Origin of the sequence: Amycolatopsis sp. NPDC049691 (assembly GCF_040675005.1) — a bacterium.
GTDB lineage: Bacteria > Actinomycetota > Actinomycetes > Mycobacteriales > Pseudonocardiaceae > Amycolatopsis.
Map to the genome: position 1 here is coordinate 797,821 of NZ_JBFANX010000001.1, position 16,759 is coordinate 814,579.

Genomic DNA, 16,759 nt, shown 5'->3' on the forward strand with positions numbered 1-16,759 from the left:
GGGTGTCTAGGGGCGGAGCACGGCTCCCTGGCCGAGCGGGCGCACGGTGCGCCGGTAGACCGACAACCAGCCGGTTTCGTGGTGATCCGCAACAGGTTCCGGAGTCCTCGCGGCGAGGTCGGCCGCGTCGACGCGCAGGTCGCACACCCGCCCCGGCAGGTCGATGTGGACGGTGTCGCCGTCGCGGACGAGCGACAATGGACCGCCGTCGGCGGCTTCGGGGCGGACCTCGCCGACCACGATGCCGCGGTTGACGAGCCCGGACAGCTGGCCGTCGGTGACCACCGCGACCTCGCCGGTGAGCCCGGCGCGGTCGAGGGCGAAGACGATCTGCGACGCCATCCCCATGCCGGGCCGTCCGCGCGGCCCGAGCCCGCGGACGACCACGACGTCGCCCGCGGTGATGGTCCCGTCCGCCAGGGCGGCGACCGCGGCCTCCTGGCTTTCGAAGCAGCGGGCCGGACCGGTGAAGGCGGCCGGGCGCTCGTCGCCGACCGCGAGCTTGACGATGCCGCCGTCGGGGGTCAGTGATCCGCGCAGGACCATGATCAGCGGCTCTGTCGCGAAGGGACGGTCGGCGGGGCGGATGACTTCGGGATCCGCGACTTCGGCCGTGGACAGGTTGTCGCCCACCGAACCGCCGCTCACGGTCATCGGCGCCGGGTCGATCAGGTCGCCGAGCTGTTTCAGCACCGCCCGCGCGCCACCCGCGGCCTCGAACTGCTCGATGAGGTGCGGCCCGTTCGGCCGGACCGCCGACACCACCGGGGTGTCCCGGCCGAACTCGGCGTACAGACCGAGAACGTCGACGTCCACATCGGACTCCTGGGCCACCGCTTGGAGGTGCTTCACGGTGTTGATCGAGGCACCCACCGCCAGCGCGACTCGGACGGCGTTGCCGAACGCGGCGGCCGTCATGATCCGGCGCGGGCGCAGGTCCTCGGCCACCATCCGCACGATCCGGGCCGCGGCGGCGTCGGCCGCGGCCCACATCGACGGCGAGTTCGCCGCGACGGGCGTGGTGCCGGGCAGCGCCATGCCGAGTGCTTCGGCGACGACGTGCATGGAGTTCGCGGTGCCCATGCCCGGGCAGACGCCGGGTCCGCCGACGGCGTTCTCGCTCATCTCGGCGAGTTCGTCCGCAGTGGACGTCCCGCAGGCGTGGAGGAAGACGTCCTCGATGTCGCAGTGGCCGCCCCGGAAGCAGCCGCTGGGCTGGTAGCCGCAGGCGACGAGCAGGGTCGGGATGTTCAGCCGCCCGGCGGCCATCAGCTGCGCGGGTGCGGTCTTGTCGCAGCTGGCCAGGCACACCATCCCGTCCAGCTGCGCACCTTCGACGCCGACCTCGATGTCGTTCACGATGAGGTCGCGCGCGGAGAGGATGTACCCGCCGCCGTGCCCGGCCGAGTGGATGAAGTCGCTCGGCGCCGTCGTGCGCACCTCGAACGCGAGCCCGCCGGCGGCGGCGATGCCCTTCTTGATCCGGGCCGCGATGGGGTCGAGGTGGCTGAAGCAGATCGCCAGGTCCGACGAGGAGTTGACGACGGCGATCTTCGGCTTGGCCAGGTCTTCGTCGGTGAGCCCGAGTGCCCGCCACTGGGCGCGCCGGGTGGCCCAGCGGACCGTGCCGGGCGGGAAGTCGCTGCGGACCATCGCTTTTCCTCCGTTCAGGACTCGAGGTTGCGGGCCAGGCGGCCGGCCAGCTCGCCGTGGTCGACGTCGTGCACGCTGTCCTTCCCGGCGATGTCCAGTGCGTGCGCCGCGGCCATGCCCATCGCCCCGCACGGGCCCATGACGCGCACGCTCGACAGCGCGGCCGCGTCGCCGTCGACGCAGCGGCCGGCGACCAGGACGTTGTGGACGTCCGGGGGAGTCATCGAGCGCAGGGGGACGTAGTGGACGTGGTCGGGGCCGAACGTCTCCCACACGTAGCCTTCGGGGCTGTCGTGCAGTTCCACCGGCCAGGCGGTCCGTGCGACGGCGTCCGGAAAGCGCGTTCCGGCCCGCACCTCGTCGATGGTCAGCTGGTGCACCCCCTGCGCCCACCGGGTTTGCCGCCGTCCGGGCAGCCCGTACGCCCGGACCCGGATGCGCCCGAACGCCTCGGGGAACTCCGCGCGCAGGAACGCCACCACCCGGTCGGCCTGGGCCTTGCCTTCGAGCTGGGCCCGGGCCGCGGCGATCGGTTCGAGGGGCGCCTCGATGTGGGTCATGTTCAGCACCGCGGTGCCCCGGCCGGGGAAGTGGAAGGCCAGCCCGTCGTGGCGGCGCAGGCCGTACTGCCCGGCTTTCGCGCCGACGCGCTCGGCCAGCTCGTCCGGCCCGGGCGCGGCCTCCTCGGCGACGTGCTCGACGACGAGCTGCTGCGAGCCGTAGATCTCCCGCTCCGGCAGGCGGCACGGCAACCCCGCTTCCCAGATCAGGGCGGCGTCCCCGCTCGCGTCGACGAAGCCGGTGGCGTCGACGTCCACGGCGCCGTAGCGGGTGGCGAAGGTGACGGACTCGATGCGGTCGCCACCGCGGACGACGCCGGTGATCGCGGCGCCGGTGATCACCCGGATCCCGTGTTCCCGCACGGTGTCTTCGACCCACCGGCCGAGCACGACTTCGTCGTAGCCGACGGTGAGCGTGTGCCGCCGCTGCCGGAACAGGTCGTCCGTGGCGCCCAGGTCGCGGAAGATGTCGTCGAAGATCCCGTGCGTCAGCTGGCGGTAGTCCGGGGCGTTGCCGAAGACCCCGCAGAACAACCCGATCAGCGAGTTGACCATCTGGCCGCCGAGCACCGGCAGCGCGTCGACGAGCACGACGTCGCGGCCGAGCCGGGCGGACTCGATCGCCGCGGACAGCCCGGCGATGCCGGCGCCGACGACGCAGACGTCGGCGGAGACCTGGTGGGCGGGGGAACCGGCGGGCTTGCGGACGGTGCGGACCTTCAGCTCGGTGAGGGGGTGCGGCATGGCTCACACGCTAGGTCGGGCGCCCGCGCCCCCGGAAATAGAGAATCGCGCTGCGGGAGTATCAGGATGGGTTATACCTGGCGGGCGAGGTCGGTCAGCACGGTCCGGAACCAGCGGTGGGCCGGGTCGCCGTCGTAGCCGGCGTGCCACCAGAACCGTTCGACGATCGGCTCCGGATCGCCGGGGCACGGCAGGATCCGCAGGCCGAGCCGGTCGGCGACGCGCGTCGCGAGGCGTTCCTGCAGCAGCGCGACGCGGTCGGTGCCCGCGACGAAGTGGGGCACGGCCTGGTAGCTCTCGACGCGGACCCGGATGCGCGGCTGGATGCCGAAGAGCGCGAGCTGGCGGCCCATCGGCGCGGCGGGCGGGAACCCGCGGTCCGGCTGGAACGGCGCGACCCACGGCAGCGCGGCGAGCTGCTCGAGGCCGAGCTCGGCACCCCGCACCGCCGGGTTCGCCGCGTCGACGACGCAGACCCAGCGGTCGGTGAACAACGCGACCGACCGCACGTCGGGGAGCTCGAACCGGCTGACCGGGGGCGCCACCATGCCGTCGATCAGCCGGATCGTGTCGGTGATGTCGCTGGCGAAGGCCTCTCGGACCAGCCGGACGTGCAGCTGGACGTCCGGCGCCTGGTCCGCGAGCAAGGCCGACAGCCGGGAGCCGAGTACCTCGATCGTGTAGTCCGCCATGACCAGGGTGAACTCGCGGGCGGACGTGCCAGGGTCGAAGTCGTGGCCGGTGCCGAAGAGCCGCTCCGCGCCGGTGCACACGGCCTCGACCTGGTCGGCCAGCTGCGTGGCCAGCGCGGACAGCACGTAGCCGTTCCCGGACCGGACCAGCAGCTCGTCGCCGAAGTGCCGTCGCAGCCGGGCGAGCGCGGCACTCGCCGCGGGCTGCGACACCCCGAGCCGGGCCGCCGCGCGGGTGACGTTCCGCTCGCCGAGCAGCTCGCGCAGGACCACCAGCAGGTTGAGGTCCAGGTTCGCCAGGTGCACCGCGGAGTGCCTCGCCACGATCGAACTATAAATCAGGCTGACACCCCTCGCGGGCCCGCGGCGGGTTAGGGTGAGCGCCCGACGAGAGGGGAGTGCCTTGGCCGTGTTCAGCCGGGGGTTCCAGGGGCGCCGCGAGCGCGACGTCACCCTGCCGCCGGGTCAGTACCTCACCGACGACTTCCCCGTCCTCTCGGCGGGACCGACCCCGCCGGTGACGACCGAGGACTGGTCGTTCACGGTCACCACGGAAGCCGGCGTGCGGACGTCGTGGAGCTGGGCCGACCTGATGGCGCTGCCCGCCGAGGAACCGACCGTCGACATCCACTGCGTGACCCGCTGGTCGAAGCTCGGCACCACCTGGCGCGGTGTGTCGTTCGACGTGCTGCTCGCCGACGTCGAGACCGCCGCCGACTACGCGATGGTGCACAGCTCCGGGGGCTACACCACGAACCTCCCGCTGGACGACCTGCTCGACGGCCAGGCGTGGATCGCCTACGAGTTCGACGGCGAGCCCCTCGAACCGGTGCACGGCGGCCCCGCGCGGCTGCTCGTGCCGCACCTGTACTTCTGGAAGTCCGCCAAGTGGGTCAGCGGCCTGGAGCTGCTGCCCGACGACGAGCCCGGGTTCTGGGAAGAGCTCGGCTACCACAACTACGGAGACCCGTGGCGGGAACAACGCTACGACGGCGACTAGGCCGGCGCCGCCTCACCGCCCGGCTCGTCGGGACCCGCGACGAGACGGCCACCGCGCGCACCCTCCGGTTCGCCGTACCGGACTGGCCGGGCCACCTCGCCGGGCAGCACGTCGACCTCCGGCTCACCGCCGAGGACGGCTACACCGCGCAGCGCAGCTATTCGCTGTCCGCGCCCGCCGACGGCGAGTTCATCGAGGTGACCGTCCAATTGGTACCCGACGGGGAGGTCTCGCCCTACCTCGTGCGCGACATCGAGGTCGGCGACGTCGTCGAGGTGCTCGGCCCGCTGGGCGGCTGGTTCGTGTGGCGGCCGGAACAGCCCGAGCCGGTGCTGCTGATCGGCGGCGGCTCCGGGGTCGCCCCGCTGATGGCGATGGTGCGGGCCCGTTCGGCGGGGAAACCGCCCTTCCGGCTGTTGTACTCGGCCCGGACCCCGGCCGACGTGTACTTCGCCGGCGAACTGGGCGGTCCCGAGACGGTCGTGTTGTACACACGGGAAGCACCCGACGGCGTCGAGCGCGCACCGCACCGGATCGACGCGGCCGACCTGAAGGCGTACGGGCTGTCCCCGGACGACGCGCCGACCTGCTACGTGTGCGGGCCGACGCCGTTCGTCGAGACGGTCACCGGGTTGCTGGTCGACGCCGGGCACGACCCCGGCCGCGTGCGCGCGGAGCGGTTCGGAGCGAGCGGAGGGTGAAATGACGGACGCACACATCGACGGGAACGTCCTGGCGGGCCCACTGAGCAGCGTGTTCACCGCCGACGTCACGAGCGCGACGGCGGTGTGCGCCGGCTGCGGCCGATCCGACCGCCTCGCCGCGGCGGCGGTGTACGGCGCCCCGATGGGCTACGTCGCCCGGTGCCCCGGTTGTGACCAGGTGTTGTTGCGGTACGCCGAAGTCCCCGCCGGGGCCACGCTCGACATGCGCGGGATCGCCACCCTGCGCCTGACGACGGGCTGACCGGCGGGACTCCGTCCTTTAAACATCGTCCTACTGGAACACCTCCGGCCGCTTCTTCGCGAAGGCGATCAACCCGCCGGCGTCGAGCATCTCGACCAGGAACGGGTCGGCCGCCGCGCCGCGGACGCTCGTGCCCGTCGTGAGGTTGGTGAACTCGCCGGTGGTGAGGTCGACGCGGACCCGGTCGCCGTCGTCCGCCAGGTCCGGGTTGAGCCCGATCTCCAGCGCCGGCAAGCCGATCTCGAAGCAGTTGCGGTAGAACGTCCGCGCGAACGTCTCCGCCACCACGCAGCCGATCCCGGTCGCCTGCAACGCCTTCGTGGCGATCGCGCGGCCCGACGACTGGCCGAAGTGCTTGCCCGCGAACACGATGTCGCCCGGCCGCACCTTCTTCGGGAACTCCGGGTTGAGGTCCTCGAGCACGTGCCGCACCAGCACGTCCATGGGTTCGAACACGTACTGCGTCTTCACGAGCCGGTCGGTCGGGATGTTGTCCCCGAACCGCCAGCAGCGGCCTTCGAACTTCACGCGGTCCTCCCTGCGATGACGCCCGCCACGGCCGACGCGGCGACGGTCTCCGACGACGCCAGGTACATCGCCGCGTCCGGGCTTCCGTTGCGGCCCGGGAAGTTGCGGGCGTGCGTGGAGATCATCGCCTCGTCCGCGGCCAGCGCGCCCATGTTGTACGCCTGGTTCGAGCCCGTGCTCGGCGGGAACCACGTCGCACCCGCCTCGTGCAGCGCGAGCACGAGGCCCTCCCGCGCCGCCTCGGCGAACACCTCGCGGCTGGACGGCACGAGGTGGAACCGGACGTCCGGGTGGACCCCGCGCCCGGCCAGCACCGTGGCCGCCGCACGGAAGTCCTCGAGCCGGCCGCCGCCGTGCCCACCCAGCTCGGCGTACTGGACCGGCGTGCCCGCGACCTCCGCGACCGGCTTGACGTTGCCGACGGTCGGCGGGCAGGCGACCTGCGGGGCGACCTCGCCGACGTCGAAACGCACCACCTGCGCCGCCTCTTCGCCGTCGCCGCGCACCAGCAGGTCTCCTCCGCCGCCCGGCAGCGTCCGCACGAACGCCTCGGTCACCTCGTCCGGCTCGACGAAGCTGCACTTCGCCCCGAGGTCCACGCACAGCAACGGGAACAGCCAGCGGTCCCAAAAGGACAGTCCGCGCACGTACGGCCCGCCGAACTCGACGGCCCGGTAGTTCAGCTCGCCCTCGCCGATGCGGCCGACGAGCCACAGCGCGACGTCGCGCGGTGTCACGCCCGGCTCCGGCGTGCCTTCGAGGTGCACGCGGGTCGTCTCGGGCACCTTGAACCAGGCCTTCCCGTACGGCAGCACGGTTCCGGCGTGCGAGTCGTTGCCCAGCGCCACGGCGAGCGCGCCCAGCGTCCCGTGCACGGGAGTGTGGCTGTCGGACCCCACCACGATCATGCCCGGCTTGATGTGTCCATTGCGGACGGCCGCGTGGTGCAGGTTGCCGTTGCCGCAGTCGTAGAGCGTCAGGCCGTGCTTGCGGGCCCATTCCCGGTTGTGCCGCAGCACGTTCGCCTGCTGCTCGGTGGGCGGGGCGAAGTGGTGGTCGAACACCATGACGGCCCGCTCGGGGTCCGGGATGGGCACGTTGACCCGCTTCTCGTACACCTGCGACGTCAAGTACCCGGACAGGTCGTGCATGATCAGCCGGTCGACCTTCGCGACGACGATCTCGCCGGGCTCCACCGACTCGCGGCCGCTCGCGCGGGCGAGGATCTTCTCGACGAGGTTCACGCGACCACCGCCGTCGCGACGACCTCACGCGGGTCGGTGATGACCCCGCGGATCGCCGACGCCGCGGCCGTTGCCGGGCTGGACAGGAAGATCTTCGCGTCGTAACTGCCCATGCGGCCCTGGAAGTTGCGGTTGGCCGTCGACAGCGTCGTCTCACCGTCGGCCATCGCGCCGCCGTTGCCCGCGCAGGCGCCGCAGCCCGGGTTCGTGATCATCGCCCCCGCGTTGATGAGCTTCGTGAGCACGCCGTTCTCCGCCGCCTTCGCCATGATCTTCGCCGACGCCGGCGTCACGATGAGCCGGAGACCCGGCGCGACGCGGTGACCGGCGAGCACGTCGGCCGCGATCACCAGGTCGTCGTACTTGGCGTTGGCGCACGAGCCGATGAACACCTGGTCGAGCTTGGTCCCGGCGACGTCGCCGACGCCGACGACGTTGTCGACGGTGTGCGGCACGGCGATCTGCGGGGCCAGCGTCGGACCGTCGAGGGACACCGTCGCTCGGTAGGTCGCGTCTTCGTCCGGCAGCAGGATGTCCAGCTCGTCGCGGGGCACTCCGGCCTCGTCGAGGTAGGCGAGCGTCGTGGCGTCCGGGGCCACGTAGGCGTTCTTGGCGCCCATCTCCATGGCCAGGTTGCAGAACGTCATGCGCTCCGACACGGACATGCCCGCGACGTAGGAGCCGGAGAACTCGGCCGAGTCGTAGGTGAGCCCGTCGGCGCCGAGGTCGCCGATGAGCTTGAGCATCACGTCCTTGGCGTACACGCCGGGGGCGAGGTCGCCGTCGATGACCACGCGGACCGACTCGGGCACCTTGACCCACAGCTTGCCGGTGACCCACGCGGCGGTGATCTCGCTGAACCCGACGCCGGTGCCGAAGGCGCCCAGCGCACCGTAGATCGTGGAGTGCGAGTCGGTGCCGATGATGAACTGCCCGGGCCGCACGAGACCGTGTTCCATCAGGACGATGTGCGCGATCCCGCTGTCGACGTCGAAGAAGTTCTTCACGCCCATCTTCTTCGCGAACTCGCGGCACAGCGCGTGGTCGGCGGCCGTCTTCGCGTTCATGGCGGGGGAGAGGTGGTCCATCACCATCGCCACGCGGTCGACGTCGAAGAGCCGCTCGACGCCCATCTTCTCCAGTGTCCGGATGCACCGCCAGCTCGCGGTGTGGCTCATGTACAGGTCCGGGTACGCGTCGACGATCTGCCCTGGCACGAGGTCCGCGACCGCGGACGCGCGCTCGATCGCCTTCTGCGCGAAGGTCTTGCCGGTCATTTCGTTCCTCCCGCCGCGAAGCTCGCCATCAGGTGCGGGATCAGGCCGCCGTCGGCCATGATCTCCCGCAACACGGGCGGGTACGGGCTGAACGGGAAGGTCCGCCCACCCGTTTCGACCGTGCCCGCGTCGTAGTCGACCCACAGCTCGCCGCCGTCGGCGGCCGCTTCCGCCGCGGCGGGCGACTCGACCGCGACGAGCCCGGTGTTGATCGCGTTGCGGAAGAACACGCGGGAGAAGGAGGCCGCGACGACCGCCTTGATCCCGGCGCCGATCAGGCACGTGGCGGCCTGCTCCCGCGCGCTGCCGCAGCCGAAGTTGCGGCCGGCGACGACGACGTCGCTGGCCCGCAGCCGCTGTTGGGTTTCCGGCCCCAGCGGCTCGAAAGCGTGCTCGGCGAGTTCCGCCGGGTCGATGCTCACGAGGTAGCGGCCGGGGATGATGACGTCGGTGTTGACGTTTTCGCCGAAGGTGATGACCTTGCCTCCGACGCGATGTGCACTGCCCATGGTTGCGTCTCCGCTCGAAGTTCCGGTGGTGGCCGCGCGCCCGGTCAGGGGCTGGTCTCCTCCAGGAACCAGTCGGTCGGCACGGTGTTCCCGAGGTCGCGCCGCTCGGCGAGGGCGAGCGCCCGCGCGCAGACCGCCGCGAACTGGATGCCCATGCCGGTGTTGTTGGCGAACACGGTGATGTCGTCGGGGCTGGTGCGGCCGGGCGCGTCGCCGAGCAGCAGGTCGCCGAGTTCGCGGATGTCGTCCCACCGCATCAGGCCGCGCTCGACCGGCCCGAGGATGTCGTACTGCTTGTCGTGGTGCACCTGCTCGCGCGAGAGCACGGTGATGCGCGCCGCGCGGTCGAACGTCGTGTCGTCGAGTTCCCGGCGGGTGGCCGTGCCGTCCGGCGAGGTGATCGCCGTGACGTGCGTGCCGGGGTCGAGCCAGGCGCCGTCGAAGCACGGCTCCATGGCGGCGGTGGCGCAGGTGACGATCTGGCAGCCCGCCACCGCGTCGCGCCGGTCGTCGACGGCCACGATCTTGCGGCCGGTCTTCTCGCTCCACACGCGGGCGAACTCCTCGCGGTGCTCGGCCGTCGGGCTGTACACGCGGACCTCTTCGATGCCCGGCCGCACCATGAGGAGGCACTCGAGGTGGGCTTCGGCCTGCCAGCCGGAGCCGAACATCCCGGCGACCGTGGCGTCCGGATTGGACAGTTCACGGATGCCGAGCGCGGAGGTGGCGCCGACGCGCATCTTCTGGATGAAGCTGTCGTGCATGATGGCCAGCGGTTCGAGCGAGGTCAGGCTGTAGAGCGTGACGAGCCCGACGTACCGGCCGCCGGGCGCGGCCGGGATGAGCCGCCGCCGCTGCACGCCGCTCGGCAGCGTTTCGACGCCGGCGATGTCGGAGGTGATCCGCAGCGCCCACACGCCGCTGGAGACGTTGCCGCCTTCCTGGGACTTGAACCGGAAGCGGAAGCCGGGGTGGCGGCTGTCCTCGACCGGGAAGTACGTGTGATTGCGCGGCCGGTTGGCGCCCTGGCCGGAGTTCAGTTCCTGGTACGCGGTTTCCAGCGCGTCGAGCGTCTCGCCGGCGGTGAGCACCTGCTCGATGTCGCCGTTGGAAAGGATCCTCACCGGTGTGCTCCTGTCAGGTGTTCGGGTTCGCCGTCGGTGACGCGAACGGTTTCGGCCACGGCCGCGGTGCCGCCGTCGGAGAAGGCGACCTCCACGGACACCGCGCCGGCTTCACCGTCGGCCAGCACGGTTTCGGGGTCCCGGGCGCGGAATTCGCCCGCGGTGGACAAGTCGGCTTGGTTGACCCAGCGGACTTCGGTTTGGGCGCCGTCGGGCAGCTTCGCCAGCGCGGGTGCGGCGGCCTCGGCGAGGGCACCGACGGTGGCCCCGGCCCGAGCCGCGCCGATCGCCTGCGCGAGGGCCTCCTTCAGGGTGTCGGGCCAGCCGCCGTTGTCGAGCACGCGGCTGGTGTGCACCCAGTTCGTGCGGTACTGGCCGGTGACGGCGAAGGACGTCACACCGTCCGAAGTGGACAGGGAGGTCGGGTACAGGTCGAGGAACCCGCCGCCGCGCAAGGCGCGTTCCACGGTCTCGACCCGGCTGCCCGCCGTGCTGCCCGCGACCGTCGCCTTCGCCGCGGCGTCGTCCAGGATCCGGCCCGCCGCCCGCAGCAGCTCGGTCTCGGCCGCCGACGGCACCAGCCGCCGCTCGCGCACCAGCCCGCCGAGGCGGCGGACCTGCCAGCCGGGGACCGCGTCGACGATTTCGCCGGCCACCTCGGCGGGCCACAGCGCGGCATCGACCAGGCCGACGGTCCCGGCCGGCCGGTCGAGCAGGTACTTCGCGACGAGGTCGGCGAAGTTCTTGCCACTGCCGAACTCCGTGACCGTCGACGAGCGCCGCATCCAGTTCTGCACCCGCAGCGAAAGCTTCGTCAGGAACGTCACGGGCCCGTCGGCGGGGATCGCCAGCACGCCCTCGTTCCAGTAGAGGCACAGGTTGGTCAGGTAGGCCAGGTCGTCCGACCGCGACACGTCGGCATAGACGAGCGCGACGTCGACACCTTCGGCGGCCATGGCGCGCTGCAGCCCGGCGACGCGGTCGTGCCACTCCCGGTCGGGGATCTCCGCGGAATCGAGTACGTGCAACCCTCGTTTCACGCCACGTCTCCTGTCTCGAACAGCTTGCGTTCGGTCGTGATCAGCACTTCGACGCCGTCGGCGGTGACGCGCACGGGGTCGCCGAGCACGTGGTAGCCGGCCAGCGGCGTGTAGGTGTTGGGGTGGATGATGAACACGGAGTTTTCCGGCAGCACCGTGTGGTTGCCCTCGATGATCGGCGTCTCGTCGAGGTGCAGGCCGTGGCCGTGGCCGCGCACGCGGGTGTACTCGCTCGTGCAGTACTCGCCGTAGCCGTATTTGCGGAACACGTCATTCTGCGCCACGGCGACCTCGTGCGCGGTGATGCCGGGCCGCACCACGGAGATGCCCGCCTCGACGGCTTCGTTGAAGAGGTCGAACGACCTGCGCTGCCCGTCGTCGGCCTTGCCCACCACGGCGGAGCGGCAGATCTGCAGCCAGTAACCGGCCATTTTGGGCGTCAGCTCGGTGCGCACCAGGTCACCGGCTTCGAGCCGCCGGTCACCGGGCGGGGTCATGCCGCGGACCTCGTCACGGCCCGAGGCGATGAGCATGAAGTTGTCCTCGGCACCGAGGTTCTTCACCCGGGCCTCGACCTCGGCGACGATCCGGTACTCCGGCAGGCCGGGTTCGAGCACGTCGACGAACGCGTCCCAGCCCGCGGCGCACACGACGGCGCTGCGGCGCATCCGGGCCAGCTCCCACTCGCTCTTCACGAGCCGGGCGGTGTCGAGCAGCTTCGTCGCCGAGACGACTTCGGCGCCCGGCGCCGCGGCGCGGATCGTCTCCATGAGCACGAGCGGCACGAGCTCGTGGAGCGCGATCCCGATGCGCCGCGGCGCCAGCTCCTTCAGGACCACGCCCAGCTCCGCCGGATTCGCCGGGTCGAGGCGGCGGGCGTCGCCGACCCAGCCCTGCGCCGTGAACGCCGGGAGGTCCGACGGCCGGGTCGAGAAGGCGACGGCTCCGCCCTCGGCCGGGAAGACGACGAGCGCGGCGCTGCCCGCCGGGGTCACGTCGGTGAAGTAGCGGATGTTCTCGCGCCGCCAGGCCGGGCCGTAGGCGAGCACGACGTCGAGGTCCTGCTCGGCCATCGCGGCGCGGACCTTGCGCTGCCGCAGGCGCAGCTCCGCCTGGTCGTCGGGTGACATCGTCATGGGTTCCTCCACGGAGTGGGTCAGGAGCGGGCCATCGTCGGCGTGGCCTCCGCCGCCGACGTCCCGGTGATCTCCCGGGTGATCTGCTCGACGGTGCGGCCGCGGGTCTCGAAGGTCGCCACCAATGCGGCGATCCCGGCGAGGACCGAGATGACCCCGAAGAGCAGGAAGAACACGAACTGCGTGGTGTGCATGGCCAGGACGAACCCGACCAGCGCCGGCATGACCAGCCCGCCGACCTTCTGCCACGCCGCGGCCCAGCCGAGCCCGGTCGCGCGGCTCGCGGTCGGGTAGAGCTCGCTGGCGTAGGCGAAGAGCGTGCTACCCGCGAGGCCGCTGCCGAAGAACGTCGCCAGCGAGCCGAGCAGGATCACCGCGCCCGCCGCGGACGTCGTGCCCCAGGCCAGGCACAGCAGTCCACTGAGGACGAACCCGGCACCGAGCACCACGCGGCGGCCGATCCGGTCGATCAGCTGCCCGGCCAGGATCGCGCCGACCACGCCGGCGGTGGTGATGATTGCCGTGTAGCCGAAGCTCTTGAGCAGGCCGACACCCTGCTTTTCGAGGACCGAGGGCAACCAGCTCGAAAGCCCGTAGAGGAACGCGCCGGCGCAGACCTCCATGAACCAGAGGGCGATCGTGTAGCGGAGGTAGCGCCGGGCGACGAGCGTGCGCACGGTGCCCCGGGTCTCGGGCGCCTCGTGGTGCTCGGCGGGTGCGGCCGCGCCGGTGCCGCGGCAGAGGGTGTCGACGATCGCCGTGCCGGCGGCGAGCCGGCCGCGGCGCAGCAGGTAGCGCACCGACTCCGGCAGAGTGGCCAGCATGACCGCGCCGACGAGCACCGGCACGGTGGCGATCGCGAACATCGCGCGCCAGCCCCACACCGGCACCACCGCGGTGCCGACCGCGGCCGCCGTCGGCAGGCCGATCAGCCAGGCGGCCGTGGCCGCGGTGACGAGCGGCCCGCGGTGGCGGGACGGCACGAACTCCGCGATGTAGGGCAGGGCCACGGCGATCTCCGCGCCGAGCCCGATCCCTTGCAGCGCGCGGAAGATGACCAGCGCGCCGAAGCTGGGCGCGAACACGGCGGCCAGCGAGAACAGCGCGTAGACCATGATCGTGACGGCCAGCGGGACCTTCCGGCCGAACCGGTCGGACACGGTGCCGGCGACGGCGGCGCCGACGAGCATGCCGGCGAACAGGACCGAGGAGAACGCCCCGGCCGATTCGCTGGTGAGGTGGAACGTCTTGATGACACCCGGCAGGACGACCCCGGTGAGGTTGATGACGAACCCGCACAGGAAGTGTCCCAACAGGACGGTGGTGTAGATCTTCACGTGCCGCGCGGTGAACGCCGACTCGTCGAGCCGGGCGAGCAGCGCGCGGGCGGAGGCGGTGGGGGACGGGGGCATGGCGGGCCACCTCTCTGTGGCATGGACCAGCGGTTGTGCGCTCTGCGGACCCCCCCGGGGTTCTTCCCTGCTACCGGTCGTCGAGGTTGCCCTGGACGCGGTGGTAGAGCCCGGAGAGCGCGGGCAGGAGCTGCTCGCGGACCTCGGGGGTGAGGCCCGCGGTCAGCTCGGCGGTGAACTTGTCGAGCGCGCGCCGCGCGGCGTCCCGCGCCTCCACCCCTTTGGCGGTGAGCTCGAGCTGCATGGTGCGCCGGCTCTTGGCCGACGGCTGCCGGGACAGGAATCCCTGGTTGACCAGCTTGTCGACGCTTTCGGACATGGTCGAGGGGTTGCGGTGCGCGAGCTTGCACAGCGCGGTGAGCGAGGTGTGCCCGGCCCCGACCCGCGACAGGATCCGGTACTGCCGGATGGTGAGCGGCTGCTCGAGGCCCGCCAGCAGTTCCGTCTGGAGCCGGGTCAGCCGCCCGCCGAGGGCCAGCAGGACCTCGCCCAGGGAGGCGTCCGGCCCCAGCTCGTCGAAGGTTTCGGTGTCGCGAGTTGTCACTTTGGTCCCCGTACGTTCCGGTACCCGAAATAACGTCGGCGCCGACTGTACGTCCGCGAACCGCCTGCTGGGAAGGGCCGATTTCGTGACCGGCCGAGTTTTTCAGCCAGTGAAAACGTGGATGGCCGCCGCGGCGGCCGGGATGGGAACTTCGGGTGGCGACCCCCGACCGAAGGAGCTCTGAGGCGTGATGGCAGCGTTCGCCCGCAACCAGTGGTACGTCGCCGCGTACGGCCGCGAGGTGGGGCGGGAACTCTTCGCCCGCACGGTGCTCGGTGAGCCGATCGTGTTCTACCGCACCGAATCAGGCGAAGTCACCGCGCTCGCCGACCGCTGCGTGCACCGCCGCTACCCGCTGTCCGAGAGCCGCCTCGACGGCGACCGGATCATCTGCGGCTACCACGGCTTCACCTACGACCGCGCCGGCTCGTGCGTGGCCGTCCCCGGCCAGAAGCGCATCCCCCGCACCGCGCGGGTTCCGTCCTACCCCGTGGTCGAGCAGGACTCGTTCGTCTGGGTCTGGATCGGCGACCGCGACCTGGCCGACCCGGCCGCGATCCCGCGCGCGCCGTGGCTCGCCGATCCGGCGTACACCACCGTGAGCGGCATGGAACCGCTCGCCGCGCGCTACGAGCTGCTCGTGGACAACCTGCTCGACCTCTCCCACGAGACCTACCTGCACGGCGGCTACATCGGGACGCCGGAAGTGGCGGAAACGCCCATCACCACGGAGGTCGACGAAGCCCGCGGCATCATCTACGTCAGCAGGCACATGGCCGACGCGGAATGCCCGACGTTCTACGCGAAGTCCACCGGCATCGAAGGCCGGATCACGCGCTGGCAGGACATCGAGTACCACCCGCCGTGCCTTTACCTGCTACACAGCCGGATCGCGCCGGTCGGCGTGCTGCCGAACGACGACGGCACCGACCCCGACGGCTTCCACGTCGAGGTCGTCTACGCCATCACCCCGGAGACCGAGCACAGCACGCACGACTTCTGGGCCGTGGCCCGGGACTTCGCGCTCGAAGACCAGGGCGTGTCCGACTTCCTGGCCGAGAACAACCGCACGGTGGTGCTGCAGGACGTGCGCGCGCTCGACATCCTCGAACGCGTCATCGCCACCGAACCCGAGGGCTACCAGGAGCTTTCGGTCAACATCGACACGGGGGGACTGGCCGCGCGGCGCATCCTCGCCAAGCTGGCGGCCTCGTGAGCACCCGCGTGGCGATGCTGTCCGGGGACGCGGTGGTCCGCATCCACTGGAAGCTCGGCACCGACGTGCTCGTCGGGGTCTGCCACTGCGGCGCCGAGCACGAATCCGAGGATCCGGTGGAGCTGTGGGAGTGGCTGCTGGCCCACCCCGACGGTCACGGCGGGCGGGACCGATGAGCGGCTCGCCCGACCTGGAGCTGGACGTGGTGCTGGCGGCCAAGGAGCGCGTCGCCGACGACGTCGTGCGGCTGACCCTGCGCGCCCCGGACGGCGGCGCGCTGCCCACGTGGGAGCCGGGCGCGCACCTGGACCTGGTGCTGGGCCCCGACCTCTTGCGGCAGTACTCGCTGTGCGGCGACCCGGCCGACCGGTCCGTGCTGCAGGTGGCCGTGCTGCGGGAACCGGACGGCCGCGGCGGGTCGGCGCACGTCCACGAGCGGCTGACGGACGGCGAGACCCTGCGCGTGCGCGGCCCGCGCAACCACTTCGCGCTCGAACCGGCGCCGCGCTACCTGTTCGTCGCGGGCGGGATCGGCATCACGCCGCTCGTGCCGATGATCGCCGCGGCCGAGGCGGCGGGCGCGCGCTGGCGGCTGCTGTACGGCGGGCGCACCCGCGCGTCGATGGCGTTCGCCGCCGAGCTGAAGGACCGCTACGGCGACCGCGTCGAGCTGGTGCCGCAGGACGAGCGCGGTCTGCTCGACCTCGACGCGGCACTGGCCGCCGAGCCGGGGGCGGCGGTGTACTGCTGCGGGCCGGAGCCGCTGCTGGCGGCGATGGAGGAGCGGTGCGCGCCCGGCACACTGCACGTGGAGCGGTTCACGGCCAAACCCGACAGCGGGGCGAAAACCGCGTTCGAGGTCGAACTGGCGCAGTCGGGACGCACCCTTTCCGTGCCGCCGGACCGGTCGGTGCTCGAGGTCGTGGAGGAGTCCGGTGTCCAGGTCCTGTCGTCGTGCCGGGAAGGCACGTGCGGGACGTGCGAGACGGGGGTCCTGGCGGGCGTGCCCGACCACCGCGACGCCGTGCTCACCCCGGCCGAGCAGGAGGCCGGCGACGTGATGATGATCTGCGTGTCGCGCTGCGCCGGCCCGCGGCTGGTGCTGGACCTGTGA

The 16,759-nt window shown here is 71.8% G+C and carries 18 protein-coding genes; 6 read left to right on the forward strand and 12 right to left on the reverse strand.

Annotated elements, in window-relative coordinates:
• Nucleotides 1-6: 6 nt before the first annotated feature.
• The 3 genes from ilvD to AB0J40_RS03810 form a co-directional block, all read right to left on the reverse strand.
• Nucleotides 7-1,653: a dihydroxy-acid dehydratase gene (gene ilvD / locus AB0J40_RS03800; RefSeq protein WP_364447022.1), complete on the reverse strand. Its 1,647-nt coding sequence runs from the start codon at nucleotides 1,651-1,653 to the stop codon at nucleotides 7-9.
• Nucleotides 1,654-1,667: 14 nt separating this feature from the next.
• Nucleotides 1,668-2,957 (reverse strand): FAD-dependent oxidoreductase, encoded by a 1,290-nt coding sequence (locus AB0J40_RS03805; protein WP_364447024.1) that lies wholly within the window; start codon nucleotides 2,955-2,957, stop codon nucleotides 1,668-1,670.
• A 71-nt stretch (nucleotides 2,958-3,028) separates the two neighbouring features.
• A complete protein-coding gene (locus AB0J40_RS03810) occupies nucleotides 3,029-3,973 on the reverse strand; it encodes a LysR family transcriptional regulator (RefSeq protein ID WP_364447027.1) in 945 nt (314 codons plus the stop codon).
• Between the two features lie 79 nt (nucleotides 3,974-4,052).
• Between AB0J40_RS03810 and AB0J40_RS03815 the strand changes: the two genes are divergently transcribed.
• From AB0J40_RS03815 to AB0J40_RS03825, 3 genes are read left to right on the forward strand one after another with little or no spacing between them, the layout of a single operon-like run.
• Complete coding sequence (locus AB0J40_RS03815; RefSeq protein ID WP_364447030.1) at nucleotides 4,053-4,649, forward strand: sulfite oxidase-like oxidoreductase; 597 nt, start codon at nucleotides 4,053-4,055, stop codon at nucleotides 4,647-4,649.
• Nucleotides 4,619-5,350 (forward strand): ferredoxin reductase, encoded by a 732-nt coding sequence (locus AB0J40_RS03820; RefSeq protein ID WP_364447033.1) that lies wholly within the window; start codon nucleotides 4,619-4,621, stop codon nucleotides 5,348-5,350. Before AB0J40_RS03815 ends, AB0J40_RS03820 begins: the two co-directional genes overlap by 31 nt.
• Nucleotide 5,351: 1 nt before the next feature.
• On the forward strand, nucleotides 5,352-5,615 hold the full coding sequence (locus AB0J40_RS03825) for a DUF6510 family protein (protein WP_364447036.1): 264 nt from the start codon (nucleotides 5,352-5,354) through the stop codon (nucleotides 5,613-5,615).
• A gap of 30 nt (nucleotides 5,616-5,645) precedes the next feature.
• Here the strand turns inward: AB0J40_RS03825 and AB0J40_RS03830 are convergent, their stop codons facing one another.
• From AB0J40_RS03830 to AB0J40_RS03870, 9 genes are all read right to left on the reverse strand, one after another.
• On the reverse strand, nucleotides 5,646-6,143 hold the full coding sequence (locus AB0J40_RS03830) for a 3-isopropylmalate dehydratase (protein ID WP_364447039.1): 498 nt from the start codon (nucleotides 6,141-6,143) through the stop codon (nucleotides 5,646-5,648).
• A complete protein-coding gene (locus AB0J40_RS03835) occupies nucleotides 6,140-7,387 on the reverse strand; it encodes an aconitase family protein (RefSeq protein WP_364447041.1) in 1,248 nt (415 codons plus the stop codon). The genes AB0J40_RS03830 and AB0J40_RS03835 overlap by 4 nt, the downstream gene beginning before the upstream one ends.
• On the reverse strand, nucleotides 7,384-8,664 hold the full coding sequence (locus AB0J40_RS03840; protein WP_364447044.1) for an aconitase/3-isopropylmalate dehydratase large subunit family protein: 1,281 nt from the start codon (nucleotides 8,662-8,664) through the stop codon (nucleotides 7,384-7,386). Before AB0J40_RS03840 ends, AB0J40_RS03835 begins: the two co-directional genes overlap by 4 nt.
• The gene (locus AB0J40_RS03845; RefSeq protein WP_364447047.1) at nucleotides 8,661-9,173 is read right to left on the reverse strand and encodes a 3-isopropylmalate dehydratase; all 513 of its coding nucleotides are present in this window, start codon (nucleotides 9,171-9,173) and stop codon (nucleotides 8,661-8,663) included. Before AB0J40_RS03845 ends, AB0J40_RS03840 begins: the two co-directional genes overlap by 4 nt.
• 44 nt (nucleotides 9,174-9,217) lie before the next feature.
• Nucleotides 9,218-10,297: an ornithine cyclodeaminase family protein gene (locus tag AB0J40_RS03850; protein ID WP_364447049.1), complete on the reverse strand. Its 1,080-nt coding sequence runs from the start codon at nucleotides 10,295-10,297 to the stop codon at nucleotides 9,218-9,220.
• A complete protein-coding gene (locus tag AB0J40_RS03855; protein WP_364447051.1) occupies nucleotides 10,294-11,337 on the reverse strand; it encodes an aminopeptidase P family N-terminal domain-containing protein in 1,044 nt (347 codons plus the stop codon). The genes AB0J40_RS03850 and AB0J40_RS03855 overlap by 4 nt, the downstream gene beginning before the upstream one ends.
• Nucleotides 11,334-12,473, reverse strand: a complete 1,140-nt coding sequence (locus AB0J40_RS03860; protein ID WP_364447054.1) for a Xaa-Pro peptidase family protein — start codon at nucleotides 12,471-12,473, stop codon at nucleotides 11,334-11,336. The genes AB0J40_RS03855 and AB0J40_RS03860 overlap by 4 nt, the downstream gene beginning before the upstream one ends.
• 20 nt (nucleotides 12,474-12,493) lie before the next feature.
• Nucleotides 12,494-13,885, reverse strand: coding sequence for an MFS transporter (locus AB0J40_RS03865; protein WP_364447057.1), 1,392 nt, complete (start codon nucleotides 13,883-13,885; stop codon nucleotides 12,494-12,496).
• Nucleotides 13,886-13,955: 70 nt separating this feature from the next.
• Complete coding sequence (locus AB0J40_RS03870; RefSeq protein WP_364447060.1) at nucleotides 13,956-14,429, reverse strand: winged helix DNA-binding protein; 474 nt, start codon at nucleotides 14,427-14,429, stop codon at nucleotides 13,956-13,958.
• Between the two features lie 190 nt (nucleotides 14,430-14,619).
• Between AB0J40_RS03870 and AB0J40_RS03875 the strand changes: the two genes are divergently transcribed.
• From AB0J40_RS03875 to AB0J40_RS03885, 3 genes are read left to right on the forward strand one after another with little or no spacing between them, the layout of a single operon-like run.
• The gene (locus AB0J40_RS03875) at nucleotides 14,620-15,645 is read left to right on the forward strand and encodes an aromatic ring-hydroxylating dioxygenase subunit alpha (RefSeq protein WP_364447062.1); all 1,026 of its coding nucleotides are present in this window, start codon (nucleotides 14,620-14,622) and stop codon (nucleotides 15,643-15,645) included.
• The gene (locus tag AB0J40_RS03880; RefSeq protein WP_364447065.1) at nucleotides 15,642-15,821 is read left to right on the forward strand and encodes a hypothetical protein; all 180 of its coding nucleotides are present in this window, start codon (nucleotides 15,642-15,644) and stop codon (nucleotides 15,819-15,821) included. Before AB0J40_RS03875 ends, AB0J40_RS03880 begins: the two co-directional genes overlap by 4 nt.
• Nucleotides 15,818-16,759, forward strand: coding sequence for a PDR/VanB family oxidoreductase (locus tag AB0J40_RS03885; protein ID WP_364447068.1), 942 nt, complete (start codon nucleotides 15,818-15,820; stop codon nucleotides 16,757-16,759). Before AB0J40_RS03880 ends, AB0J40_RS03885 begins: the two co-directional genes overlap by 4 nt.